Genomic DNA, 21,135 nt, shown 5'->3' on the forward strand with positions numbered 1-21,135 from the left:
CCGGCCAAGTCCGCAGGACAAACCACTAGCCCATGTGGCCGGCAAGCCACTCCAGAATGCGGTCCGGGTCTTTCTGGAAGTGCAGGTATCCGTCCCAGCGGCGCGTGGTGCCGTGGATCCAGAACAACTCCTTCGGCACGTCCGAGGGGATGGCGTCGAACATGGACTGGACATCGGCCGGCCGCGTCATGAGGTCGTCGTGGACCTGGTAGACGAGCGTCGGCACCCGGACACTGCCGGCCGCGCCGGTCTCGACCGGGGACATCTCGTCGAGGCCGAAGCCGGTGCGGAGTCTGATCAGCCGGTCCAGCTCCTCCATCCGCTCGGCCGGGATGCAGCGCCGCTCGAGCGTTCGCTCCAGAACCGCGCGCGGCGACAGCGGCTGGCACGCGACCAGGCAGCAGACGTCCGTGAACTCCTGCGGGGCCCGCTGCATCGCGAACAGCGTGGCATCGGCGCCCAGGCAGCGGCTGAACAGCGCGATCCGCGACCCGCGCAGGTCAGGACGCGACCGCGCATACCGCAGGGACCCGACGACGTCGCGCGACTCGAATCTGCCGCTGGTGGTCACGCCACCGTTGGCGGCGCCGCTGAGGCCGAAGTTGCGCAGGTCGTAGGCGAGGACGTGGTAGCCGGCGGCGTGCAGGAGCGCGATGTCCGGCACCAAGTCGACCTCGATGTCATTGCCGGTCTCGCCGTTGACCGACCGCCAGGGCTCCAGATGGGACGGCAGCCCCGAACGGCTGAAGAACCGTGGATGGTTGACGATCACGATCCGGTCGGAGCCGGGGGCGGCACGAACCAGCCTTCGAGTGGAATTCCGTCCTCGGAGGGGAACGTGACGTCCTCGAAGTCCAGCCCGTGCTCGGCGGGGTAGTGCAGCACGGGCGAGCGTGGCGAGGTGCTGAAACGGTCGGCGATGGCTTCGAGCATGTCAGGCTCCCGTACGTGTCATGCCGCCGTCGACGTGCAGGATCTGGCCGGTGATGAAGTCGGCGTCGTCGGAGACCAGGAAGCCCAGGGCGTTACCGAGGTCCGCCGCGTCCGACTGGCGCTTGATGGTCTGCAGGGCCGTCACACGGGCGAACACCTCGTCGGTTGTCGGGCCGCCCGGCCGGGCCCGGCCCAGGAAGCCCTGGGTCGCCACCAGACCGGGTGCTATCGCGTTGACCGTGATGCCGCTCTCGCCGAGTTCGTTGGCGAGCGCCCGGGTCAGCACGTGCACGGTGCCCTTGCTGGTCAGGTACGCGAGGTCGCGGTTCTGGGTCAGGGTGATGCCTGAGCCGGTATTGACGATGCGCCCCCACCCTGCGGCCCGCATCCCCGGCGCGAACGCCCGGGCGAAGAGCAGGATCGACTCGACGTTGACCGCCTGCACCTTGCGCCACAGCTCGATCGACATGTGCTCGAGATCGGTGAAGGGGAAGACGCCGGCATTGTTGACGAGGATGTCGCAGCGCCCGTACCGGTCGAGGACCGTGCGGGTCACGGCGTCGACCTGCGACGGCTCACTGATGTCGCACACCAGTCCCAGCTTGTCGCCGCCGCCCGGCAGCTCGCTCACGGCGTCCACCGGGTCGTCGACGTCGACGGCGACCACGTGCGCGCCGTCCGCGGCGAGCCGCCGGCAGTAGGCGTATCCGATGCCCCGGACCGCCCCCGTCACCACCGCCGTCTTTCCGTCAAGCGCCACGGGTGAACTCCAGTCCGATCTGGGTGGCGATCGAGAAGTAGTCCTCCAGGTGCCAGGTGCGCACGATGCGGCCGTCGGCCACCTGGTGGAAGTCGGCCGCCCGGAACTCGACCTCGCGGCCGGTGCCCTCGACGCCGAGCAGCTCGCCGGTGTGCTTCCCGCGGCTGACCGCCCGCACTGCGACCATGTCCCGGTCCACGACGACGTGCTCGATCTCGACGGTCAGGTCACTGAACACACCACGAAGGTGAGCAATGCTCGCTTTCCATCCCTCTGGGCCGCCCCCGGTGCGCAGGGGCGGGACGGCCTCCCAGCCGGCGGCGAGGGCCTCGTCGACCAGCGCGCTGTCACCGGTGGAGAGTGCCTCGTAGAAGCGCCGGACCGCGATTTCGTTGTCGTTTGCCATGGATCTCACGGTAGGGACGCGGACTCCCGGTCATCAAAGACCTGTTCCGGAACACGTCATACCATTCAGACATGACGGATCTCGACCTTCGGCTGGTGCGCTACTTCACCACCGTCGCGTCACATCTGCACTACGGCCGAGCCGCGGCCGAACTGCACATCGCGCAGCCGTCGCTGAGCCGGCAGATCAGCCGGCTCGAGGCCCAGGTGGGTGCGCGGCTTTTCGACCGGACGCGACAAGGCACGCGGCTCACCGAAGCGGGTGAGGCCTTCCTCCCCCACGCACGCGCCTTGGTGCGCTCGGCCCAGCAGGCCACGGCCGCCGCCCGGGCCGCCGCGCGGCCCACCCGGATCACCGTCGGCTACACCGCGGGCCTGATCGTCACCCCGGTGGTGCGGAACCTGCGGCATCAACACCCCGACGCCGATGTACGCACGCTGCACCTGAAGTGGAACGAGCCGCGCGAGGCCCTGCTCGACCGGCGGGTCGACGCGGCGATCACCCGGCTGCCGCTGCAGAGCGACGGCCTGGACGTGACGGTTCTCTACAACGAGCCGAAGATGCTGCTCGTACCGGTCGGACACCGGCTGGCGGGCAAGGAGTCGGTCACGCTCGACGACATCGAGGGCGAGCCGATCCCCCGCTTCCCGGATCCGGAATGGGACGCGTACTGGCGCATCGACCCGCGGCCGGGAGGCCGCCCCGCACCCGACGGACCCTCGGTCGAGACCATCGAGGACAAGCTCGAATACATAGCCGCCGGGCAGGCCGTGGCCATCATCCCGGCCGCCCTGCACACCGGCGGCAACCGACCCGACCTCACCGCCATCCCGCTGCACGGCGTCGAACCGAGCCACATCGTCGTGGCAACCCGGGCCGCGGACAGCAGCCGACTGGTGGCCGCGTTCCGCATGTCGGCCGTGACTGCCTTAAGCGGTTGATCACCTCAGAGGCTTGTTGATCCGCTGCAGCTTGCGGCCTTCCTCCATACTCGCCGGCCGGACGAACGCGCTCGCTCGACGTCCCACGACCACCTCCAAGATCAGGTCCTGAAGCCGGTCTGCTGACCGACGGCAGGCACGTCGATTGTCCGGTCAACAATGTGAGACGAGCCACTAGCGCCCCCACGTCGACCGCAGCGTCACGCCGTACAGGGTGCGCAGCCTGCGCACCTCCCAGAAGGCCAGGGCGGTGACGGACAGCGGGCCGCCGAGGAGGAAGGGGAGGAAGACCTCGGGCGGAGCGACCACGTCGGGGCCGTCGACGAGCTGCACGACGAACAGCGACCAGACCAGGAGCGGGGAGAGCACCGGGGGCAGCAGCTCGTGGACGTCCGCGGTGCGGAAGCACGAGTTGAGGCCCCGGACGGCGGCCACGAGCGTGAAGCAGGCGGCCGAGACCAGTACCACCACGCACACGAGGCCGCCCAGGAGGAACAGCGCGGCCATGAACAGTCCGGTGAGCAGCGTGCCGACCGTGGTGCCGAAGAAGCCCCCGAAGACATCGTGCGCACCGATCATCGAGGTCGAGACGACCTCGCCCCGCAGGACGGCGGACATCAGCCAGACCAGCCCTGCCCCCAGAGGCAGCGCGGCCAGCGCACGGAGCGGGCCGCCTACCCGGCGGGCGTACATGCGGCCCAGCGGCTGCCGGGCGGCCAGACAGAACACGGTAACTCCCACCGTGCCGCTCACCAACAGGACACCGCACCCGAAGAGCAGGTTCAGTGCCTGGTCGAACAGGTAGTCGGCGCGCCCCTCGCGCAGCGGATACGTGAACAGCAGCCACGCCGTCGCCGCCAGCCCCAGCGCCGTACGGGCCACCCGGACCCGTGCGATCAGCGGGTCCTCGATCCGGTCGGGGCGGGTCGGGGTGGTCAGCGCGGCGGCAGCGGCGAAGGGGCCGGGTATCCCGGAACGGGCCGTACTGATGCGCTGCCGGACACTCATGTGCCATCCCCCTGTTGTGCTCCGCGGCGCCCCCGGCTCCCGTCGGCCCGGGTGCCGTGGCGTGTCTCCCCGTACGCCGCCCGCCACCGGTGGGCGACTCGTCACCCTAGACGATCACCGTCCCGTGGGCGCCGGAAGTGTGGTCAGAGCAGCGTCAGCTGGGTGGCTCCGGACGCCGCGCCCGTGGGGCCGGCCGCGTCCGCCGGCCCGGCCTGTGCCGGTACCCGGTGGGCCGGGCGAGGCGTGATGCGGCGGTGCGCCGCGGCGCGTGCGGGGCCGATGCCGTACTCGGCGGCCAGTTCGTGCACCTGGCGGGTGATCCGCCGCTGGTACCACTTCGGGGCGTACGCGCCGTCCGCGTACAGGCGCTCGTACCGCCGCACCAGAGGGGGTGGTGCCGCGCCAGCCAGGCCATGAACCATTCGCGGGCGCCCGGCCTGAGGTGCAGCACCAGCGGCGTCACGGAGGACGCGCCGGCCGCCGCGACGGCGCGCACGGTGGCGCGCAGCTGGTCGGGGTGGTCGCCCAGGAAGGGGATGACGGGGGCCATCAGGACGCCGCAGCCGATGCCGTGCGCGGTGAGGGTGCGGACGGTGTCCAGGCGGCGCTCCGGGGACGGTGTGCCGGGCTCCACCGTGCGCCACAGCTCGCGGTCCAGGAAGCCGACCGACATCGAGATGCCGACGTCGGTGACCTCGGCCGCCTCGCGCAGCAGGTCCAGGTCGCGGAGGATCAGCGTGCCCTTGGTGAGGATGGAGAACGGGTTCGCGTGGTCGCGGAGGGCGCCGATGATGCCGGGCATCAGGCGGTACCGGCCCTCGGCCCGCTGGTAGCAGTCGACGTTGGTGCCCATGGCGATGTGCTCGCCGCGCCAGCGTCTTCCGGACAGCTCGCGTCTCAGCAGGTCCGGCGCGTTGACCTTGACCACGATCTGGCTGTCGAAGCCGAGCCCGGTGTCCAGGTCGAGGTAGCTGTGGGTGCGCCGGGCGAAGCAGTACACGCAGGCGTGCGTACAGCCCCGGTAGGGGTTCACCGTCCATTCGAACGGCATACGGGAGGCGCCCGGCACCCGGTTCACGATCGACCTGGCTCGTACCTCGTGGAACGTCACTCCGCGGAACTCCGGGGTGTCGATGGTCCGGCTGACCACGTCCGTACCGAAGAGCGCGGGCGTCCGCGGCGGACCTGACGGGTCCGCCGAGCCTTCGCTCAAGTTCTCCCAGCGCATCGCGCCTCCTCATGGGTGCTGCGGCCCCCCGCCGAAGATAATAGAACAGGCGTTCCCTTCGGTGCTGTCAACCCGGATTTGGGCGCGCAGCGCCGGAGTGGTTGGCTTGCCGCACACCGCACCACCAGCAAGCGAGCACCCTGGAGGACAGCACACATGGGCCAGGTCGAAGCCACCACCCAGCGCGAGATCGCGGCGGACCCGGAGGACGTCTTCGACGCGCTCGCGGACTACTCCGGCACCCGCCCGAAGCTGCTGCCCGAGCACTTCAGCGAGTACGAGGTCCGCGAGGGCGGTGACGGCAAGGGCACCCTGGTGCACTGGAAGCTCCAGGCGACCAGCAAGCGCGTGCGGGACTGCCTGCTCGACGTCGACGAGCCGACCGACGGGCAGCTGGTCGAGAAGGACCGCAACTCCTCGATGGTCACCACCTGGACCGTCACCCCGGCGGGCGAGCAGCGCGCCCGGGTCGTCGTCACCACCACCTGGCAGGGCGCGGGCGGCGTCGGCGGCTTCTTCGAGCGGACCTTCGCGCCCAAGGGCCTCGGCCGGATCTACGACGCGCTGCTCACCAACCTCGAGGCGCACATGAAGAAGTGACGGCGCCCGCCCAGGGGTGAACGGCGCCCGCCGGGGAGCGGGGGCCGGGCTCCGAGCGCTCACCGGATCGGGTGGTTTCCCACCGCGTCCGCATGACGCGCGCCGCCCGGGGCCGACGGCTTAAAGCCCTGATGAGGGCCCGACGCGGCTCCCCCGTACGGCGGTTGACGGCCGATCCCACCCGTACACGCCGTTTCGTCACGCTTGATCGCACTTGTCGCCCGATGCGAGAACAGGGCGCGGCTACAGGCGTGACGAGGGGAGCAGCACGTGCGTGTGACCACCCTGGCGGAGCCGGATGAGGCGTCGGGGCCGGCGTCCGGGAGGACGACGGCCACGGAGGGAGCGGGGCGGTTCGCGGAGCCCGGCCCCGCCGAGGAGGACCGGCCCGGACCCCGCCGCGTCCGCCTCGCGGCCGTTCTCGGCCTGGGTCCGGCGCTGCTGCTCGCGGCGCTGGGCCAGACCGTCGTGGCCGTGCCGCTCCCGGAGATCGCCGGCCGGCTGCACGGCGCCGGCCGGATGTCCTGGGTGGTCCCGGCGTACCTCCTGGCCTCGGCCGTCGCGCTGCCCCTGTTCGGCAGACCCGGTGACCGCTTCGGGCGCAAGCCGGCGCTCCTCCTCGCCCTCCTCGTCTTCGTGGCCGGATCCGCGCTGGCCGCACGGGCGCACACGGTGGACGGACTGCTCGCCGGCCGCGCCCTCCAGGGCCTCGGCGCCGGCGGGATCATGGGCGGCGTACAGGCGCTGGCCGCGGACACCGCGCCGCACCGGGCGCGCGTCCGCGCCCTGGTCCTCACGGGCGCCGGCTACGGCCTCGCCACAGTGGCGGGCCCGCTCGTCGGGGGCCTCCTCGCCGAACACGCCTCCTGGCGCTGGTGCTTCGCCGTGAACGTCCCCCTGGGGCTGGCCGCCTTCCTCGTGGTGGCCGTCGCCCTGAAGGCACCCCGGCCCGCCCGCCGTCCGGGCACCGACCCGGTGGGCGTCCTGCTGCTCGCGCTCTTCTCCGTGTGCGCGCTCCTGCTGGCCTGCTGGGCGGGCACGGAGTACGCCTGGGACTCGCGCGTCGTCCTCGGTCTCTGCTGCGGCACGCTCGGCAGCGCCCTGCTCCTCGTGGCGGTCGGACACGTCACCGCCGAACCGATCCTGCCGCCGCGCCTCCTCCGCGACCGTGCCTTTCTCGCCAACGGCGTGGTCGGCGGCGTGACCGGCGCCGCGCTCTTCGGGGCCGTCGTGTACCTCCCGGTCTTCCTCCAGGGCCCCGGCGCCCCGGCCACCGGGGCCGGGCTGCCGCTGCTCCTGATGGCGGGCGGCATCCTCCTCGGTGCCGCCGTCTCCGGCCGGCTCGCCGGACGCACCGGGCACCACAAGCTGTTCCCGGTACTGGGCTGCGCGCTGGCCGCCGAGGGTATGTGGCTCCTGTCCCACCTCCAGCCCGACACCGCACGCGCCACGTGCGCGCTCTGGGCGGGCATCCTCGGCCTCGGTGCCGGCTTCGTCCTGCCGGTCCTCCCCGTCGCCCTGCGGCACGCCGTGCGCCCCGCCGACGGCGCCACCGCCCTCGCCGCCAGTACGTACGCCCGGCAGCTCGGCGCCGCCGCCGGTACGGCCGTCCTCGGCGCCGTGCTCGCCGGACGCGCCGCGGGCCCGCTCCACGACGGCTACCCCGCCGCCTACGCGGAGGCCGTGCCCGGCCTCTTCCGTCCTCTCGTGCCCGTGCTCCTCCTCGGGCTCCTGCTTGCCTTCTTCCTCAAGGAGAACTCCTCGGTGTCCCACGCTGCCTACTCCCCGCACGGCCCGCAGAGCGCACCCGGCGGGGGCGGCGGCGAGGCCGTCGCGACGGTCCCCGCCGCCCGCACCGCATCCGCCGCCGCCGACCGGTACGCCCCGGCCGGCGTACCGGTCTGCGGCGCCGTGCGGCATCACGACGGCTCCGCCGTCCCGCGCGCCGCGCTCACCCTCATCGACGTCGCCGGGCGGCAGATCGGGCGCGGCGCGACCGGTGAGGACGGGCGGTACGCGCTGAGCACCCCGGGCTCCGGGGCGTACGTGCTGATCGCGTCGGCCGGCGGGCACCAGCCACAGGCCGTCACCGTCACCGTCGGGGACCGGCCGGTCGACCTGGACGTCGTCCTGGGCGGCGCGGGACGGCTCGCGGGCACCGTCACCACGGCCGACGGCACGCCCGTACGCGACGCCATGGTGACGCTGACGGACGTGCGCGGCGAGGTGGTGGCGACGACGCGCAGCGGGCGTGAGGGCGGGTACGTGATCGGCGAGCTGGTGGCGGGGGAGTACACGCTCGCCTCCAGCGCCCCCGCCTTCCGGCCGGCGGCCCTGCCGGTGACCGTCCACGCGTCCCGTGAGACCCGCCAGGACGTCGAACTGGCGGGCGGCGCCGTGCTGCGCGGCACCGTACGGGCGGGCGGCGGACGGCCCGTCGAGGACGCCCGGGTCACGCTCCTGGACGCGGGCGGCAACGTGGTGGACACCGCGACCACCGGACCCGACGGCCTGTTCCGCTTCGTGGACATGGCCGCCGGTGAGTACACCGTGGTCGCCGCGGGCTACCCACCGGTCGCCACGGTCCTCCAGGTCGCGGGCGGCGGCCGCACGGAGCGCGATCTGCAACTGGGGCACGAGGACTGACCGCTGGGCTCCGGAGGCACGCCACGGTGAGCCGGACAGGCGCGCCTTCCGGAGCGCACGTGCATCAGGGATGCGCACTCGGCGGAAATATGCACCTTCGCGCTTCTGCGGCCACCGCGCGGCGCTTCTTTCCGCTACGGTCCCGTGCTCGTGGACGACGGTCGTCCACGGGGCCGGCGGGAGGTGAGCGGGGGATGGGAAAGACGCGCGTGCCGTGGAGTAATGCGAGGCAGGACGGTGTTCGCGCCCCGTACCGCACTTCCCGGAATGCGCCCCGCCAGGCAGCGTGTGGCCGTACCGTGGTAGCGGGACGCAGATCATGCGGACGCGTACGAAGGAGCAACCGCCCATGGAGCGTGGCCCGTCGCACGGCGACGACATGGTGAGCGCGGCACCAGGGGTGCCCGCGCCGCGGGGCCCCGAGCCCGGCCGGATTCCCCTGGCCGTCGTCGTGGTCGACGCCCGCGGCCTGGTGTCCCACTGGAGCAGGGGCGCATGCCGGCTCTTCGGTCCCTCGCGCGAGGAGGCGGTGGGCGCGCCCGCCGTCGACCTGATGCCCGTCTCGGGCGCGCTGGGCTCCGACGAGTGGCGCGGTCCGGACGGTGCCGAGGACGGGCACGGCCCCGACCTGGAGTCGGCCCTCGGCGGCGAGACCTCCTACCCGCGGGCCGGGCGGGCCCGTACGGCCGATCCGGAGCGCGGCAGGGTCGACATACTGTGGTGGGCGTACCCCCTGGTCGGGCCGGGCGCCGAGCGGCTGCTCGTGCTGGCGGCCGACGCGGGTCGGCTGCACGGCGAGGGCGCGGCGGACGAGGGCCGGGAGGGCGAGCGGTTCGCGCCGGCCTTCGCGCTGCACACGGACTTCCCCGGCTCCCAGGAGCTGGCCCGGCGGCTGCCCGAGATCCTGCCGAGCATGAGCCCGCAGGAGAGCGCCCGGATCGTCTCCCAGGTGCTCGAACTGGGCTATCCCGTACTGGAGATCAGCCAGCAGGAGCGCTTCCCGGTCACGCCCGACTGGGGCGTGCCCCGGCGGGTGGAGCGGCGGGCACGGCTGCTCCGCGCCGCCTCCGGGGCGGCCGGTGATCCGCAGGCCGCCGCGGCGGCCGCCGCCGAACTGGAGTCGGATCTGGAGTACGCCGCGGTCCGCGAGCGGCTGGAGTTCCTGAACGAGGTCAGTGGCCGCATCGGCTCCTCCCTCGATCTGGCCCGGACGATCCAGGAGGTCAGCGAGGCGGTCGTGCCCCGCTTCACGGACGTCGCGGGGACGTACCTGCGTGAGCAGGTCATCGCGGGTGAGGGCTTCCCCGACGGCCCGCCGGACACCACGACGATGTGGCATCGCGTCGCCGTGGAGCACAACGACGAGCCGGGCCGCTGGGACGACGTGGTGCCGGTCGGCGAGTCGATGCCGTTCCCGGCGCACACCCCGTTCTTCCAGTGCATGACCACCGGCGAGCCCGTGCTGATCCCGCGGATCAGCGAGGAGATGGGCAACGCCATCGCCGCGCAGTTCGAGAAGCGTGACATCAGCCCGCTGATCAACCTGCGCTCCATGCTGGTCGTCCCGCTGAAGGCACGGAACGTCGTCCTGGGCTTCATGATCCTGCTGCGCCATCCGGAGCGCGCGGAGTTCAACGACATGGACCGGGTCACGGGTGCCGAACTGGCGGCCCGCGCGGGCCTGGTGCTCGACAACGCCCGCATGTACACGTACCAGGAGAACGTCGCGGAGACGCTCCAGGACAGCATGCTCCCGCACATCGAGCCCCGGATGGCGGGCTGCGACACGGCCACCCGCTATCTGCCCGGCACCCGCCTCGGCCGGGTCGGCGGCGACTGGTTCGACACCATCAAGCTGCCCGGTTCCCGTACGGCGCTGGTGGTCGGCGACGTCATGGGACACGGTCTGAACTCCGCGGCGATGATGGGCCAGTTGCGGACGGCCGTGCAGACGATGGCCGCCATCGACATGCCGCCCGCGCAGCTGCTCCGCAGTCTGGACGACCTCGCCCAGCGCCTCGGCGACAACTACCTCGCGACGTGTCTGTACGTCGTCTACGACCCGATCGGGTCCCGGCTGACCATCGCCAACGCCGGGCACATCCCGCCGGTCGTCGTCCGCGCCGTGGACGGGCGCAGCGAGCTGCTGGACCTGCCGACGGGCGCGCCGATCGGGGTGGGCGGCGTGCCGTTCGACGCGGTGACCGTGCCCGTCGCGCCCGGTGACCGGCTCGTGCTGTGCACGGACGGCCTGGTGGAGGTGCGCGGCAAGGACATCGGCGTCGGGCTGGCCGCGCTCGCGGAGTCCGCCGCCCATCCGGCCGCCTCCATGGACGACGCCTGCGACACGATCATCCGGTCGCTGGCGGCCACGCTGAACGCGGGGCGGGGCGGCCGCAAGGACGACGTGGCGCTGCTGATGGCCCGGCTGAACGGCATCGCGCGTGCGGACGTGGCCGAGTGGCGGCTGCCCATAGCGGCGCGCGAGGTCTCCCGGGCCCGCCGGCTGGTCCGTGACCAGCTCGCGCGCTGGGGTCTGGAGTCCGCGGCCGATACCGCCGAGATCCTGGTCAGCGAGGTCGTGACCAATGCCGTACGGCACGCCCACTCCGAGCATGTCGTCCTGCGCCTGGTGCGGACGGACGCGCTGCTCTGCGAGGTGTCGGACGACGACCACAGCCTGCCGCAGCTGCTGAGCGTGCGGGACGAGGACGAGTACGGGCGCGGCCTGCGGGTGGTGAGCCGGCTGGCCCGTGAGTGGGGCACGAGCCGGACGGCCACGGGCAAGACGGTGTGGTTCGAGCAGTCGCTGCCGCAGGCGCGTCCAGTATCACGTTCGAACATCAGGTGAAAGAGCGTCCACCACTTCTGAAAGAATCGTTGCCACTCTTGCGGGGTGCCGAGACCGGGCAGTAGCAATTGGCCATGAGCGCATCGAGCCACGGTCCGACGGCATGGGAAGGCTTCTGGCGCGATGCGCCGGCAGGCGAGGGCGAGGTCTTCTGGGACGCGGCGCCGGCCCTGGCGGCCGCACGCCACCTCCCGCTCTTCGCCGACCACTTCGACCCGGCGCTGCCGGTGATCGATCTGGGGTGTGGGAACGGTACACAGACCCGCTTTTTGGCCGAACGCTATCCGCGCGTGATCGGTGTTGACGTCTCGGCGTCCGCAATTGACCGGGCCCGTCGGGAGGATCCGGCGCAGGTGGCCGAATACCGCCAGGTGGACGCGGCGGACGCCGCACAGGTGCAGGCGCTGCACGAGGACGTGGGCGAGGCGAACGTCTACGTACGCGGCGTACTGCACCAGTGCGCACCCGAGGACCGGCCGCGCGTCGTCGCCGGCATCGCCCGTCTCCTCGGCAGACGCGGCCGGGTCTTCCTCGTGGAGCCCTCCGAGGCCGCGAAGGCGGTTTTGATGTCCCTGGTCCAGCGCCCGGACGGCCCGCCGCCCAAGGTACGCGCCATCTTCTCCCACGGCATCGCGCCCGCCGAGATGCCCGACGGTGCCGTACCGGACCTGCTGGCCGCACACGGCCTGGAGATGTCCGGCTCCGGCCGCCTCCCCCTGATCACCACCGAGACCGGCTCCGACGGCACCCCCGTCGAGGTCCCCACCAACTGGCTGCTGGCGGGGCCCCGGGAGGTGTGAGGGCGGTACCGGCTTCACGCACGGCCCGCGGCGGCGGCGACGGCGTTCCGTACCCGTTCGGCGATCTCCGCCACCGTGCCGTCGGCGTCGACCGTCAGGAGCAGGTCCGCGTACGTCGCGAGCAGCGGCGCGGTCTGCCTGCGGTACACCCGCAGCCGGTTGCGGATGACGTCCTCGGTGTCGTCGGGACGGCCGCGGCCGAGCAGGCGGTCCACCACGACCTCCTCGGCCACGGCGAATTCGAGTACGGCGGTCAGCGCGGTGCCGTCCGCGGCGAGGAGGTCCGCGAGCACGTCGGCCTGCCGGACGGTGCGCGGGTATCCGTCGAGCAGGAAACCGTCGCGGGCGTCCGGCTCGGCCAGCCGGCCGCGGACCATGTCGTCGGTCAGCTCGTCGGGGACGAGTTCGCCCGCGTCGAGGTAGCGGCGGGCGGCGCGGCCCAGCCGGGTGTCATCGGCCAGGTGTTGCCTGAACAGGTCGCCGGTGGAGAGGTGCGGCACGCCGAGCCGTTCGCTGAGCAGGGCGGCCTGGGTGCCTTTGCCCGCACCGGGCGGGCCCACGAGGACGAAGCGCATGGGTGAGGGTGCCTTTCGGGGAGGGGCGGGCGGGGAGCGGACGCGTCACCGGCCGTCGAGGCCCGCGTTGATCGAGCCCATGACGGAGGCGTCGGCCAGGGTCGTGACGTCGCCGATCTCGCGGTTCTCCGCCACGTCCCGCAGCAGCCGGCGCATGATCTTGCCCGAGCGGGTCTTCGGCAGCTCCGGCACGACCGTGATCTGCCGGGGCTTGGCGATCGGCCCGATCTCCTGGGCCACGTGCGTGCGCAGCGGGCCCGCGATGTCCGTGCCCGCGCCCGCCGCGCTGCCGCGCAGGACGACGAACGCGACGATGGCCTGCCCGGTCGTCGCGTCGGCCGCGCCGACCACCGCGGCCTCGGCCACGCTCGGGTGCGAGACCAGCGCCGACTCGACCTCGGCGGTGGAGATCCGGTGCCCGGAGACGTTCATGACGTCGTCGACCCGGCCCAGCAGCCAGATGTCGCCGTCCTCGTCGTACCGCGCGCCGTCGCCCGCGAAGTAGTAACCCTGGCGTGCGAACCGTGACCAGTACGTCTCCCGGAACCGCTCCTCGTCACCCCAGATCCCGCGCAGCATCGCGGGCCACGGCCGGTCCAGTACGAGGTAGCCGCTCTCGCCCTTGCCGACCGGCACGCCCTGGTCGTCCACCACCCGCACCGATGTGCCGGGCAGCGGGGCCTGCGCGGAGCCGGGTTTCGGCGGCTTCGCCCCGGCCTGTGAAGGCAGCGGCGAGATCATGATGGCGCCGGTCTCGGTCTGCCACCAGGTGTCCACGACCGGCGCCCGTCCGGCGCCGAGGTGCTCGCGGTACCAGCGCCAGGCCTCGGGGTTGATCGGCTCGCCGACGCTGCCGAGGACGCGCAGCGAGGACAGGTCGTACCGGGCCGGTATGTCCTCGCCCCACTTCATGAACGACCGGATGAGCGTCGGCGCTGTGTAGTAGATCGACACCCCGTACTTCTGGATGATCTCGAAGTGCCGGCCTTCGTGCGGGGTGTGGGGCGTGCCCTCGTACAGCACGGAGGTCGCGCGGTTGGCCAGCGGCCCGTACACGAGGTACGTGTGCCCGGTGATCCAGCCGATGTCGGCGGTGCACCAGTAGACGTCCTGGCCTGGACGGTGGTCGAAGACGGTGCGGTGGGTGTACGCGGCCTGGGTGAGGTAGCCGCCGGTGGTGTGCAGGATGCCCTTGGGCTTACCGGTCGTGCCCGAGGTGTAGAGGAGGAACAACGGGTGCTCGGCGTCGAACGCCGTCGCCTCGTGCTGGTCCGGCTGTGCGTCCACCAGCTCGTGCCACCACAGGTCCCGCCCCTCGGTCCACGCCACGTCGCTGCCGGTGCGCCGGACGACGAGGACGTGCTCGATGCTGGGCGTGTGCGCGGTGGCCTCGTCCGTACCGTCCTTCATCGGTACGGCCGTACCCCGCCGGTACTGCCCGTCCGCCGTGATCAGCAGCTTCGCCTCGGCGTCCTCGATGCGGGACCGCAGCGCCGCCGGTGAGAACCCGCCGAACACCACGCTGTGCGGCAGCCCGAGCCGCGCGCAGGCGAGCATCGCGAAGACCGCCTCGGGGATCATCGGCAGCTGGACCGCCACCCGGTCTCCGGCGGTCAGGCCCAGCGAGAGCAGCGCGTTGGCGGTCCGGCAGACCTCGCGCTGGAGGTCGGAATAGGTGATCGTGCGGGTGTCGCCCGGCTCGCCCTCCCAGTGGAAGGCGACCTGGTCGCCGTGGCCTTCCGCGACATGGCGGTCGACGCAGTTGTACGCGACGTTCAGCCGGCCGCCGGAGAACCACTGCGCGAACGGCGCGTCGGACCAGTCCAGCACCTCGGCCCACGGCGTCTCCCAGTGCAGCCGCCTGGCCTGCCCGGCCCAGAAGGCCGTGAGTTCGTCGTCGGTCTGCGGGCGCGGATCACCTGCCGGGCCGGTCGCTGCGGCGACGGCGGACTCTTCGGTGGGCGGCGGGACGGACATGAGGGGGCCTCCGGGGGCGGGCGTCGGGACAGGTGATGCGCTCAGGCGAGCGGGGAGTGCGCTCAATGTGGCGCGGGGAGGTTGGCGGAAGGTTGGTGCGCGGGGCGCGCGGCCTGCCGTGACGGGGCTGACCGGCCACCGGCGGGGCGCCGGGCGGGCACGGTGGCGGCCCGTACGATGCGCGGCAGCAGCGGCCCCGCGGTCCGCCGGCGCAGCGCGCCGCGCCACACGCCCCAGCCGTACGCGAAGTCGTCCAGCCGCCGGACCGCCACGTGCGTCAGCGGATCCAGGCCCGAGGCGGCCCGCCGGTGGTCGAGCAGCCCCTCGGCCAGCGCGGCGGCGAGCAGTACCCGACGGGCCCGGCGACTCGCCGCGCCGGCCGCCAGCGCCAGCGGCCAGTGGTGCCGGGTCGCGCAGCGCAGCAGCTGTTCGGCGGTGCCGCGCAGCCCGGCGAGCGTGAGCAGCGCGGCAGCCCGTACCGGCGTGTCGGCGTCCGGCATCCGGCGGGCCAGCCGCGCCGCGGTCACCCCGGTCAGCGCCACCGCGGCGGCGGCCGGCAGCGGCCGCCCGCGCAGCAGCAGCGCGCAGGCGGCCACCGACCAGGGCGCGGCGTGCAGCGGCGGCACCTGCCCGGGGTGCCGCAGGGCCAGTTCGGCGGCACCGGTGCCGTACCCGGCGCGCTGCCCGAGCCAACCGCGCAGGCCGGTGCGGTGGTGGTGGCCCACGGTGGCGCCGGGTACGTACCGCAGCCGCCAGCCCGCCGCGTACAGCCGCATGCAGAGGTCCACGTCCTCGGCGACGCGGAGCCGGTGGTCGAAGCCGGCGCCGAGCGCGGCCCGCCGCACGACGAGCGTCGCGCTCGGCACGTACGCGAGCGCCGACAGCGGTACGACGGGTCCTTCCCGCGGGCCCATGTCCAGCGGCGACCTGACGGCTTCGTACCGGTCTAGGACGCCGCGCCGCACGCCGGGGCCCAGGGGCGCCGCGATGATGCGGGGCGCGGCGAGCGCCACAGCGGGGTCGGCGAACTGGGCCAGCAGCGGTGCCAGCCAGCCCGGTTCGGGCGCCACGTCGGAGTCGAGGAAGGCGAGGTACGGGGTGGTGGCGTGCCGCAGCCCGGTGTTGCGGGCCGCGGCGGGGCCGAGGTTGCGGGGGTGGCTCAGCAGGGTGGCGCCGTGCCGGGCCGCCGCGCGCGCCAGCGCCGCGGGCTCCCGCGACCCGTCGTCGACGACGACCACCGGCAGCCGGGCGGTCTGCGGGTCGGCCCGCAGCCGGGCCAGCAACCGGTCCACGAGGCCGGCCCGGCCGCGGGCGGGGACGACGACGGTGGTGTGCGCGTTCTCCGTACCGTTCTCCGGGCGCGCGGGTACGGCGCCGGCGGGCGGCCGCGGGTGCACCACGCCGGTGTCCAGCAGCCGCCGGGCGAGCGCCGCCGAGGTCGGGCCGGTCACGGTGAACCGGCCCCCGTCGAGCAGCCGCGCGGCCGTCGGCCCGAGCCGGAGCAGGCGGGGCGGCGCGCCGCCGAGCAGCAGCCGCCCGTCACGCGAGCGGTGCGCGTCGGCGGCGAGTTCGACGGCGAAGCCGACGGGCAGCCGGGTGTCCCAGGGACCCGGCAGGGGGGTGGGGGCAGGCGTCTCGGCCGTCCTGGCCGTCCTGGCCGTGCTGGTCATCCGTTGAAGCCTCCGTCCGCGTGCAGGACCGAGCCGGTGACGGCCCCGGCCTCGCGGGCGCAGGCCCACGCGACCACCGTGGCTATCTCTTCCGGCGCCAGCACCCGCCCGACCAGCTGGCTCCTGGCCAGGTCGGCGGTGTCGTCGAGGTGGTAGAGGTCGGCGGTGGCGCGCAGCATGGCGGTGTCGGTGGAGCCCGGGGAGACCGCGACCGCGTTGACGCCGGTGCCCTGGAGGTCGCAGGCGAGGCCGCGGACCAGGCCCAGCACGGCGTGCTTGGCAGCGCAGTAGCCGCCCAGGCCCCACAGGCCGCGGTGCGCGGCCGCCGAGGCGAGTGCCACGAACCGGCCGTGCCGGGGCTCGGGCCTGCGCAGCAGCGCGGGCACGGCGGCGCGCGCCAGATTCAGTACGCCGGTGACGTCCACGTCGAAGAGCGTCCGCCAGTCCGCTTCGGGCTGTTCCCAGACCGGGCCGCCGCCCAGGATGACCGCGGCCGCCGCCACCGCCGCGTCCAGCCCGCCGAACTCCCGCTCGGCCAGCTCGACGGCACGGCCGAGCGCGCCGGCGTCGCGCACGTCGGCCCGTACGGCGCGTACGTCGGTGAACTCGTCTTCCAGGGCGGCAAGTTGCTGAGGGTTCGCCAGGGGGTAGGGCACACCGGGGTCGTCCGCGCAGGCGTCGACCGCGACCACCGCCCAGCCCTCGCCCGCCAGTCGCCGTACGACCGCGGCGCCGATGCCCCGTGCGGCGCCGGTGACCACGGCCACCCGCCGTTCCGGCCGCGTCATCGTGCTCCCTCCGGCACCGCGCCGGGCCGCTGTGCGCGCCGGGAACCCAGCCGGCCGCCCTCGTCCACCTGCCAGCCGCCCGCGTCCGCCGCCAGCCGCTCGGCCATCCCGGCGAGCAGCCGTTCCCCTTCCGACGCGTGCGCCCCGGCCGGGTCACCGAGTACGCCCGAGGGGCTGACCGCGCGGACGGAGCTCGCCCTCAGCCGCGGCAGCAGTTGGCCGAGGGGATCGGTGGCCCCGGCGACCGCGCGGCCGGTGCGTACCGCCTCCGGCCGCAGCCGCAGCATCATCGACGTCTCGGTGCGCCCGGCGTGCGCGTCGGAGCCCGGCGGTACGCACGGCCACCAGGCGGCGTCCCGGCCCTCGTACCGCAGCCGTGCCACCGCCCGGGACAGCGCCTCGACGTTGCCGCCGTGGCCGTTCACCAGCAGCAGCCGCCCGGCCCAGCGCAGCAGCGAGCGCCCGAGCTCCAGGACCAGCAGTTCCAGCGCGGCCTGCCCGAGGGAGACCGTGCCGGCGAACCCTTCGTGCTCGCCGCTCGCCCCGTACGGCTGGACCGGCGCGACCACCACGTCCACCGGGGCTGCCGCGGCCACGAGCCGCGCCGCGGACCGCTCGGCGACGGCGCCCGCCACCGCGGCGTCGGTGTCCAGCGGCAGGTGCGGGCCGTGCTGCTCGCAGGAGCCGAGGGGGAGGAGTACGAGGGGGCCGCGGTCCGTGAGGTCCGGCCAGGCCAGGCCGGCAAGGTGCGCGGCCGGCATCTCAGACCGCGCCCAGGGTGCGGGTGAAGCCGGGCGGGACCACCACGTCGTCGCGGGTCAGCTCGTGGACGGACGAGCGGCCGAGGCCCAGCAGGGCGGAGTCGATGCCGCCGCGCAGGATGTCGAGCACGTTCTCCACCCCCGCCTGGCCGTTCGCGGCCAGGCCCCACAGGTAGGCGCGGCCGATCATGACGGCCTTCGCGCCGAGCGCCAGCGCCTTGACCACGTCGCTGCCCCGGCGGACACCGCTGTCCAGCAGCACCTCGATCCGGTCGCCCACCGCGTCCGCGACGGCCGGCAGTACGCGGATCGGGGCCGGGGTGCCGTCGAGGTTGTTGCCGCCGTGGTTGGTCACCGAGATCGCGGTGACCCCGGCGTCCACCGCGCGCCGGGCATCGTCCACCCGGCAGACGCCCTTGAGCAGGAACGGCCCGTCCCACTGCTCGCGCAGCCAGCGCACGTCCTCCCACGAGGGCGGCGGGGTCTGCATCCACTCGCCGTAGGCCCCGAAGAACGTGGGCGCGTCCTGCCCCGGCTCGCTGAGGTTGGGTGTCGTCAGGTCGGGCAGGCTGCGGGACCTGACGAAGTCACGCAGCCAGCGCGGGCGCGCGAGCGCCTCCGGGGCGAACCGCGCCATCGCCTTGAGGTCCAGCCGCTCGGGAATCTTCGGGCTGCCCCAGTCCCGGCCGTGCGAGAAGGACCAGTCGAGCGTGACGATCAGCGCCTTGGCCCCGGCCTCGCGGGCGTGTGCCATCCGCCGGAGCATGGCGTCCCGGGTCCCCATCCAGTACATCTGGAAGAACGTCCGCGGGTTGGCCGCGACGACGTCCTCCAGCGGCTTGCTGGCGAAGGAGCTCAGGCCCATCGCCGTGCCGCGGGCCGCGGCCGCGCGGGCCACGGCCACCTCGCCGTCGGGGTGCACCGCCTGCACACCGGTCGGGGAGATGATCACCGGCAGCGCCAGCTGCTCGCCCAGGACCGTCGTCGCCATCTCCCGCTTGGCCGACAGCCCGGCGACGTGCGGGGCGAACCCGAGCTGCGCGAAGGCCGCGGTGTTGTCGTCGTAGGAGACGCCCTTCTCGGAACCGGCGAGCAACGCGCTGTAGACGGATTTCGGCAGCCGCTTCCTGGCCCTGCGCTGGGCCTCCGCCACCGTCTCGAACCAACCGCTCATGGTCTTCTCTCTTTCGTCGTCTCTGTTCGGTGTCCGGTCGCGCGACGTGGCGACTGCTCACTCACCGCGGGTCCACGTCGAAGAGCGGGCTGGTGTCGCACGGCTTGGCCGGGACGCGTACGGACGGCATGCCCAGGGACACCGGGCGCGGCGTGGGGCTCGTACGGTGCGAGTGGTCCTTGCCCTGCGGCGGCAGCGCCTGCCGGTCGACGGCGGCCAGCGCGGCGGTGCCGTGGCCCTTGACGCACTCCGGGTCCGGGCCGTCCAGCGGCAGCCCGGTGAAGAACTTCGCGGCCATGCAGCCGCCCTGGCAGACGTCGAACGCCGAACAGGACGTGCACGCGCCGGCGGCCTGCTCGCCGCGCAGCCGCGCGAAGAGCGCCGAGGAACGCCACACCTCGTCGAAGCCGCCGGGCGAGCGGACGTTCCCCGCCTTGAAGGCGTCGTGGAGGGCGAACGGGCAGGCGTACACGTCGCCCACCGGGTCGATCAGGCAGACCACCCGCCCGGCGCCGCACAGGTTCAGGCCGGGTATCGGCGTCGAGCCGAGCGCGTTGAGGTGGAAGAAGGAGTCGCCGGTCAGCACCTTCTCGCCGTTGGCGACCAGCCACCGGTACAGCTCGCGCTGCTGCGCGTCCGTGGGGTGCAGCTCGTCCCACACGTCAGCGCCGCGGCCCGAGGGGCGCAGCCGGGTGAGGCGGAGCTGCGCCCCGAACCGGTCGGCGAGGGCGGCGAAGGCGTCGAGCTGCGGGATGTTCTGACGGGTCATCACCACCGAGATCTTGAAGTCGGCGAAGCCGGCCGCCGCCAGGTTCTCCATCGCGCGCAGCGCCATGTCGTACGAACCGGGCCCGCGTACCGCGTCGTTGACCTCGCGGGTCGCACCGTCCAGGGAGATCTGGACGTCGACGTAGTCGGTGGCGGCCAGCCGCGCGGCGCGCTCCGGGGTGAGCCGCAGCCCGTTGGTGGAGAACTTCACGCCCACCTGGTGTGCGATCGCGTAGTCCAGCAGTTCCCAGAAGTCCGGGCGTACGGTCGGCTCGCCGCCGCCGACGTTCACGTAGAACACCTGCATCCGCTGCAGTTCCCGGATCACCGACTTGATCTCGTCGGTGGTCAGCTCCATCGGGTCCCGCCGGCCCGAGGAGGACAGGCAGTGGGCGCAGGACAGGTTGCACGCGTAGGTCCACTCCCAGGTCAGGCAGATCGGGGCGTGCAGGCCGCCCTTGAACTGCTCGACCAGGGCCGGGACCGGCCCGTCGTGCGGGGCTTCGGGCGGGGCTTCGTAGAGGGTGGTCATCACCGGACTCCTCTTCCGCTTCTCTTCCGCTTCTCTTCCGCATCAGGTTCTGCTTCTCGTCCGCATCACTGCGGGATGATCATGTCCGCGGCGGCCAGCGAGGCGAGGGCGCGCAGGAAGGCGGTGCGCCGCTGCCCGGGGACGCGGTCCAGCGCCTCGGTCACGCTGGGGTGCCGGTCGAGCCCGGTGACGAGCTCGACGAGTTCGGGTGCCTTCAGGAAGGACAGCCGCCGGTTGCCGAAGTGGTACGCCAGCGCCCCGAACGGCTCGGGGCGCAGTGCGACACTCGGGTTGAGCCGGTAGGGCCGTCCGGCGTCGAAGGGGCCACAGGGGGAGGGCACGGCGGTGGCCTAGTAGACGCCGCACATGCCGTCGATGGAGACCTCCTCGACGAGGACCTCTTCGACGATGCCGTCCTCCGCTGCGGTGGCGGGCCGGTCGGCGGCGGTGGCGGGCTCGGTGGTACGGGCGTCCTCGTACATCTCAAGTCCTCTCTGGACGGGTGAGTGGGGGAGCCGTCGGGCTCCTGGAACGACGCTAGGGCGGCGGCCCGTCCCGTCTCGCCGTGCCTTCGGCCGCCGTCGCCCCCTCCGATCGGACGGGGCCCGTGCCCTGCGTCCGTGCCGTCCGGGCGTCCGGCCGACCGGGATCGCTCCCGCACCGCTTCCGGGGCGGGAAGCGGGCCCCCTACGTTCGGCCCGTCCGAGCTCCCCACCG

At 73.5% G+C, this 21,135-nt stretch carries 19 protein-coding genes and 1 pseudogene; 5 read left to right on the forward strand and 15 right to left on the reverse strand.

Translation table 11 applies throughout. The features are described from left to right. Positions 1-25: 25 nt before the first annotated feature. The 4 genes from AAC944_RS29195 to AAC944_RS29210 are packed head-to-tail and all read right to left on the reverse strand — an operon-like array spanning position 26 to position 2,099. The gene (locus tag AAC944_RS29195; protein ID WP_368396493.1) at positions 26-772 is read right to left on the reverse strand and encodes an alpha/beta hydrolase family protein; all 747 of its coding nucleotides are present in this window, start codon (positions 770-772) and stop codon (positions 26-28) included. Beyond that, positions 769-933, reverse strand: a complete 165-nt coding sequence (locus tag AAC944_RS29200) for a hypothetical protein (protein ID WP_368396494.1) — start codon at positions 931-933, stop codon at positions 769-771. Before AAC944_RS29200 ends, AAC944_RS29195 begins: the two co-directional genes overlap by 4 nt. Before the next feature lies 1 nt (position 934). After that, entirely contained in the window at positions 935-1,693 is a 759-nt protein-coding gene (locus tag AAC944_RS29205; protein ID WP_030612934.1) for an SDR family NAD(P)-dependent oxidoreductase, read from the reverse strand. After that, positions 1,683-2,099: an ester cyclase gene (locus AAC944_RS29210; RefSeq protein WP_030612933.1), complete on the reverse strand. Its 417-nt coding sequence runs from the start codon at positions 2,097-2,099 to the stop codon at positions 1,683-1,685. Before AAC944_RS29210 ends, AAC944_RS29205 begins: the two co-directional genes overlap by 11 nt. A 71-nt stretch (positions 2,100-2,170) precedes the next feature. Between AAC944_RS29210 and AAC944_RS29215 the strand changes: the two genes are divergently transcribed. Then, positions 2,171-3,040, forward strand: a complete 870-nt coding sequence (locus AAC944_RS29215) for a LysR family transcriptional regulator (RefSeq protein WP_030612931.1) — start codon at positions 2,171-2,173, stop codon at positions 3,038-3,040. A 174-nt stretch (positions 3,041-3,214) separates the two neighbouring features. Here AAC944_RS29215 and AAC944_RS29220 read toward each other — a convergent pair whose 3' ends face one another. After that, a complete protein-coding gene (locus AAC944_RS29220; protein ID WP_030612921.1) occupies positions 3,215-4,048 on the reverse strand; it encodes a hypothetical protein in 834 nt (277 codons plus the stop codon). Positions 4,049-4,191: 143 nt separating this feature from the next. Then, a pseudogene (locus AAC944_RS29225) lies at positions 4,192-5,276 on the reverse strand (Rv2578c family radical SAM protein). A 156-nt stretch (positions 5,277-5,432) separates the two neighbouring features. On the opposite strand from AAC944_RS29225, the gene AAC944_RS29230 reads away from it, so the two are divergent. The 4 genes from AAC944_RS29230 to AAC944_RS29245 all read left to right on the forward strand — a co-directional run bounded on the left by AAC944_RS29230 (position 5,433) and on the right by AAC944_RS29245 (position 12,173). After that, positions 5,433-5,876 carry an SRPBCC family protein gene (locus tag AAC944_RS29230; protein ID WP_030612915.1) on the forward strand — a complete coding sequence of 148 codons (444 nt, stop codon included), beginning with the start codon at positions 5,433-5,435 and terminating at the stop codon, positions 5,874-5,876. Positions 5,877-6,146: 270 nt separating this feature from the next. Beyond that, the gene (locus AAC944_RS29235; protein WP_107054121.1) at positions 6,147-8,522 is read left to right on the forward strand and encodes an MFS transporter; all 2,376 of its coding nucleotides are present in this window, start codon (positions 6,147-6,149) and stop codon (positions 8,520-8,522) included. Positions 8,523-8,871: 349 nt separating this feature from the next. Next, positions 8,872-11,373, forward strand: a complete 2,502-nt coding sequence (locus tag AAC944_RS29240; RefSeq protein WP_037771942.1) for an ATP-binding SpoIIE family protein phosphatase — start codon at positions 8,872-8,874, stop codon at positions 11,371-11,373. A 74-nt stretch (positions 11,374-11,447) separates the two neighbouring features. Next, positions 11,448-12,173, forward strand: a complete 726-nt coding sequence (locus AAC944_RS29245; protein ID WP_030612907.1) for a class I SAM-dependent methyltransferase — start codon at positions 11,448-11,450, stop codon at positions 12,171-12,173. 14 nt (positions 12,174-12,187) lie between these two features. On the opposite strand, the gene AAC944_RS29250 is transcribed toward AAC944_RS29245, so the two are convergent. The 9 genes from AAC944_RS29250 to mftA form a co-directional block, all read right to left on the reverse strand. Then, positions 12,188-12,748: an adenylate kinase gene (locus AAC944_RS29250; RefSeq protein ID WP_030612905.1), complete on the reverse strand. Its 561-nt coding sequence runs from the start codon at positions 12,746-12,748 to the stop codon at positions 12,188-12,190. 45 nt (positions 12,749-12,793) lie between these two features. Next, the gene (gene acs, locus AAC944_RS29255) at positions 12,794-14,725 is read right to left on the reverse strand and encodes an acetate--CoA ligase (protein WP_030612902.1); all 1,932 of its coding nucleotides are present in this window, start codon (positions 14,723-14,725) and stop codon (positions 12,794-12,796) included. Between the two features lie 62 nt (positions 14,726-14,787). Then, positions 14,788-16,395, reverse strand: a complete 1,608-nt coding sequence (gene mftF, locus AAC944_RS29260) for a mycofactocin biosynthesis glycosyltransferase MftF (protein WP_063759916.1) — start codon at positions 16,393-16,395, stop codon at positions 14,788-14,790. Further along, positions 16,392-17,183, reverse strand: coding sequence for a mycofactocin-coupled SDR family oxidoreductase (locus tag AAC944_RS29265; protein WP_030612897.1), 792 nt, complete (start codon positions 17,181-17,183; stop codon positions 16,392-16,394). Before AAC944_RS29265 ends, mftF begins: the two co-directional genes overlap by 4 nt. Further along, the gene (gene mftE / locus AAC944_RS29270; RefSeq protein WP_051871642.1) at positions 17,180-17,944 is read right to left on the reverse strand and encodes a mycofactocin biosynthesis peptidyl-dipeptidase MftE; all 765 of its coding nucleotides are present in this window, start codon (positions 17,942-17,944) and stop codon (positions 17,180-17,182) included. Before mftE ends, AAC944_RS29265 begins: the two co-directional genes overlap by 4 nt. Position 17,945: 1 nt before the next feature. Next, positions 17,946-19,118, reverse strand: coding sequence for a pre-mycofactocin synthase MftD (mftD, locus tag AAC944_RS29275; protein WP_030612894.1), 1,173 nt, complete (start codon positions 19,116-19,118; stop codon positions 17,946-17,948). A gap of 61 nt (positions 19,119-19,179) precedes the next feature. After that, a complete protein-coding gene (mftC, locus tag AAC944_RS29280) occupies positions 19,180-20,418 on the reverse strand; it encodes a mycofactocin radical SAM maturase (protein WP_037771940.1) in 1,239 nt (412 codons plus the stop codon). 65 nt (positions 20,419-20,483) lie between these two features. Continuing rightward, the gene (gene mftB, locus AAC944_RS29285; protein WP_030612888.1) at positions 20,484-20,759 is read right to left on the reverse strand and encodes a mycofactocin biosynthesis chaperone MftB; all 276 of its coding nucleotides are present in this window, start codon (positions 20,757-20,759) and stop codon (positions 20,484-20,486) included. A 9-nt stretch (positions 20,760-20,768) separates the two neighbouring features. After that, positions 20,769-20,900 (reverse strand): mycofactocin precursor MftA, encoded by a 132-nt coding sequence (gene mftA, locus AAC944_RS29290; protein WP_063759915.1) that lies wholly within the window; start codon positions 20,898-20,900, stop codon positions 20,769-20,771. Between the last annotated feature and the right edge of the window lie 235 nt (positions 20,901-21,135).

Source organism: Streptomyces sclerotialus, assembly GCF_040907265.1.
Classification (GTDB): domain Bacteria; phylum Actinomycetota; class Actinomycetes; order Streptomycetales; family Streptomycetaceae; genus Streptomyces; species Streptomyces sclerotialus.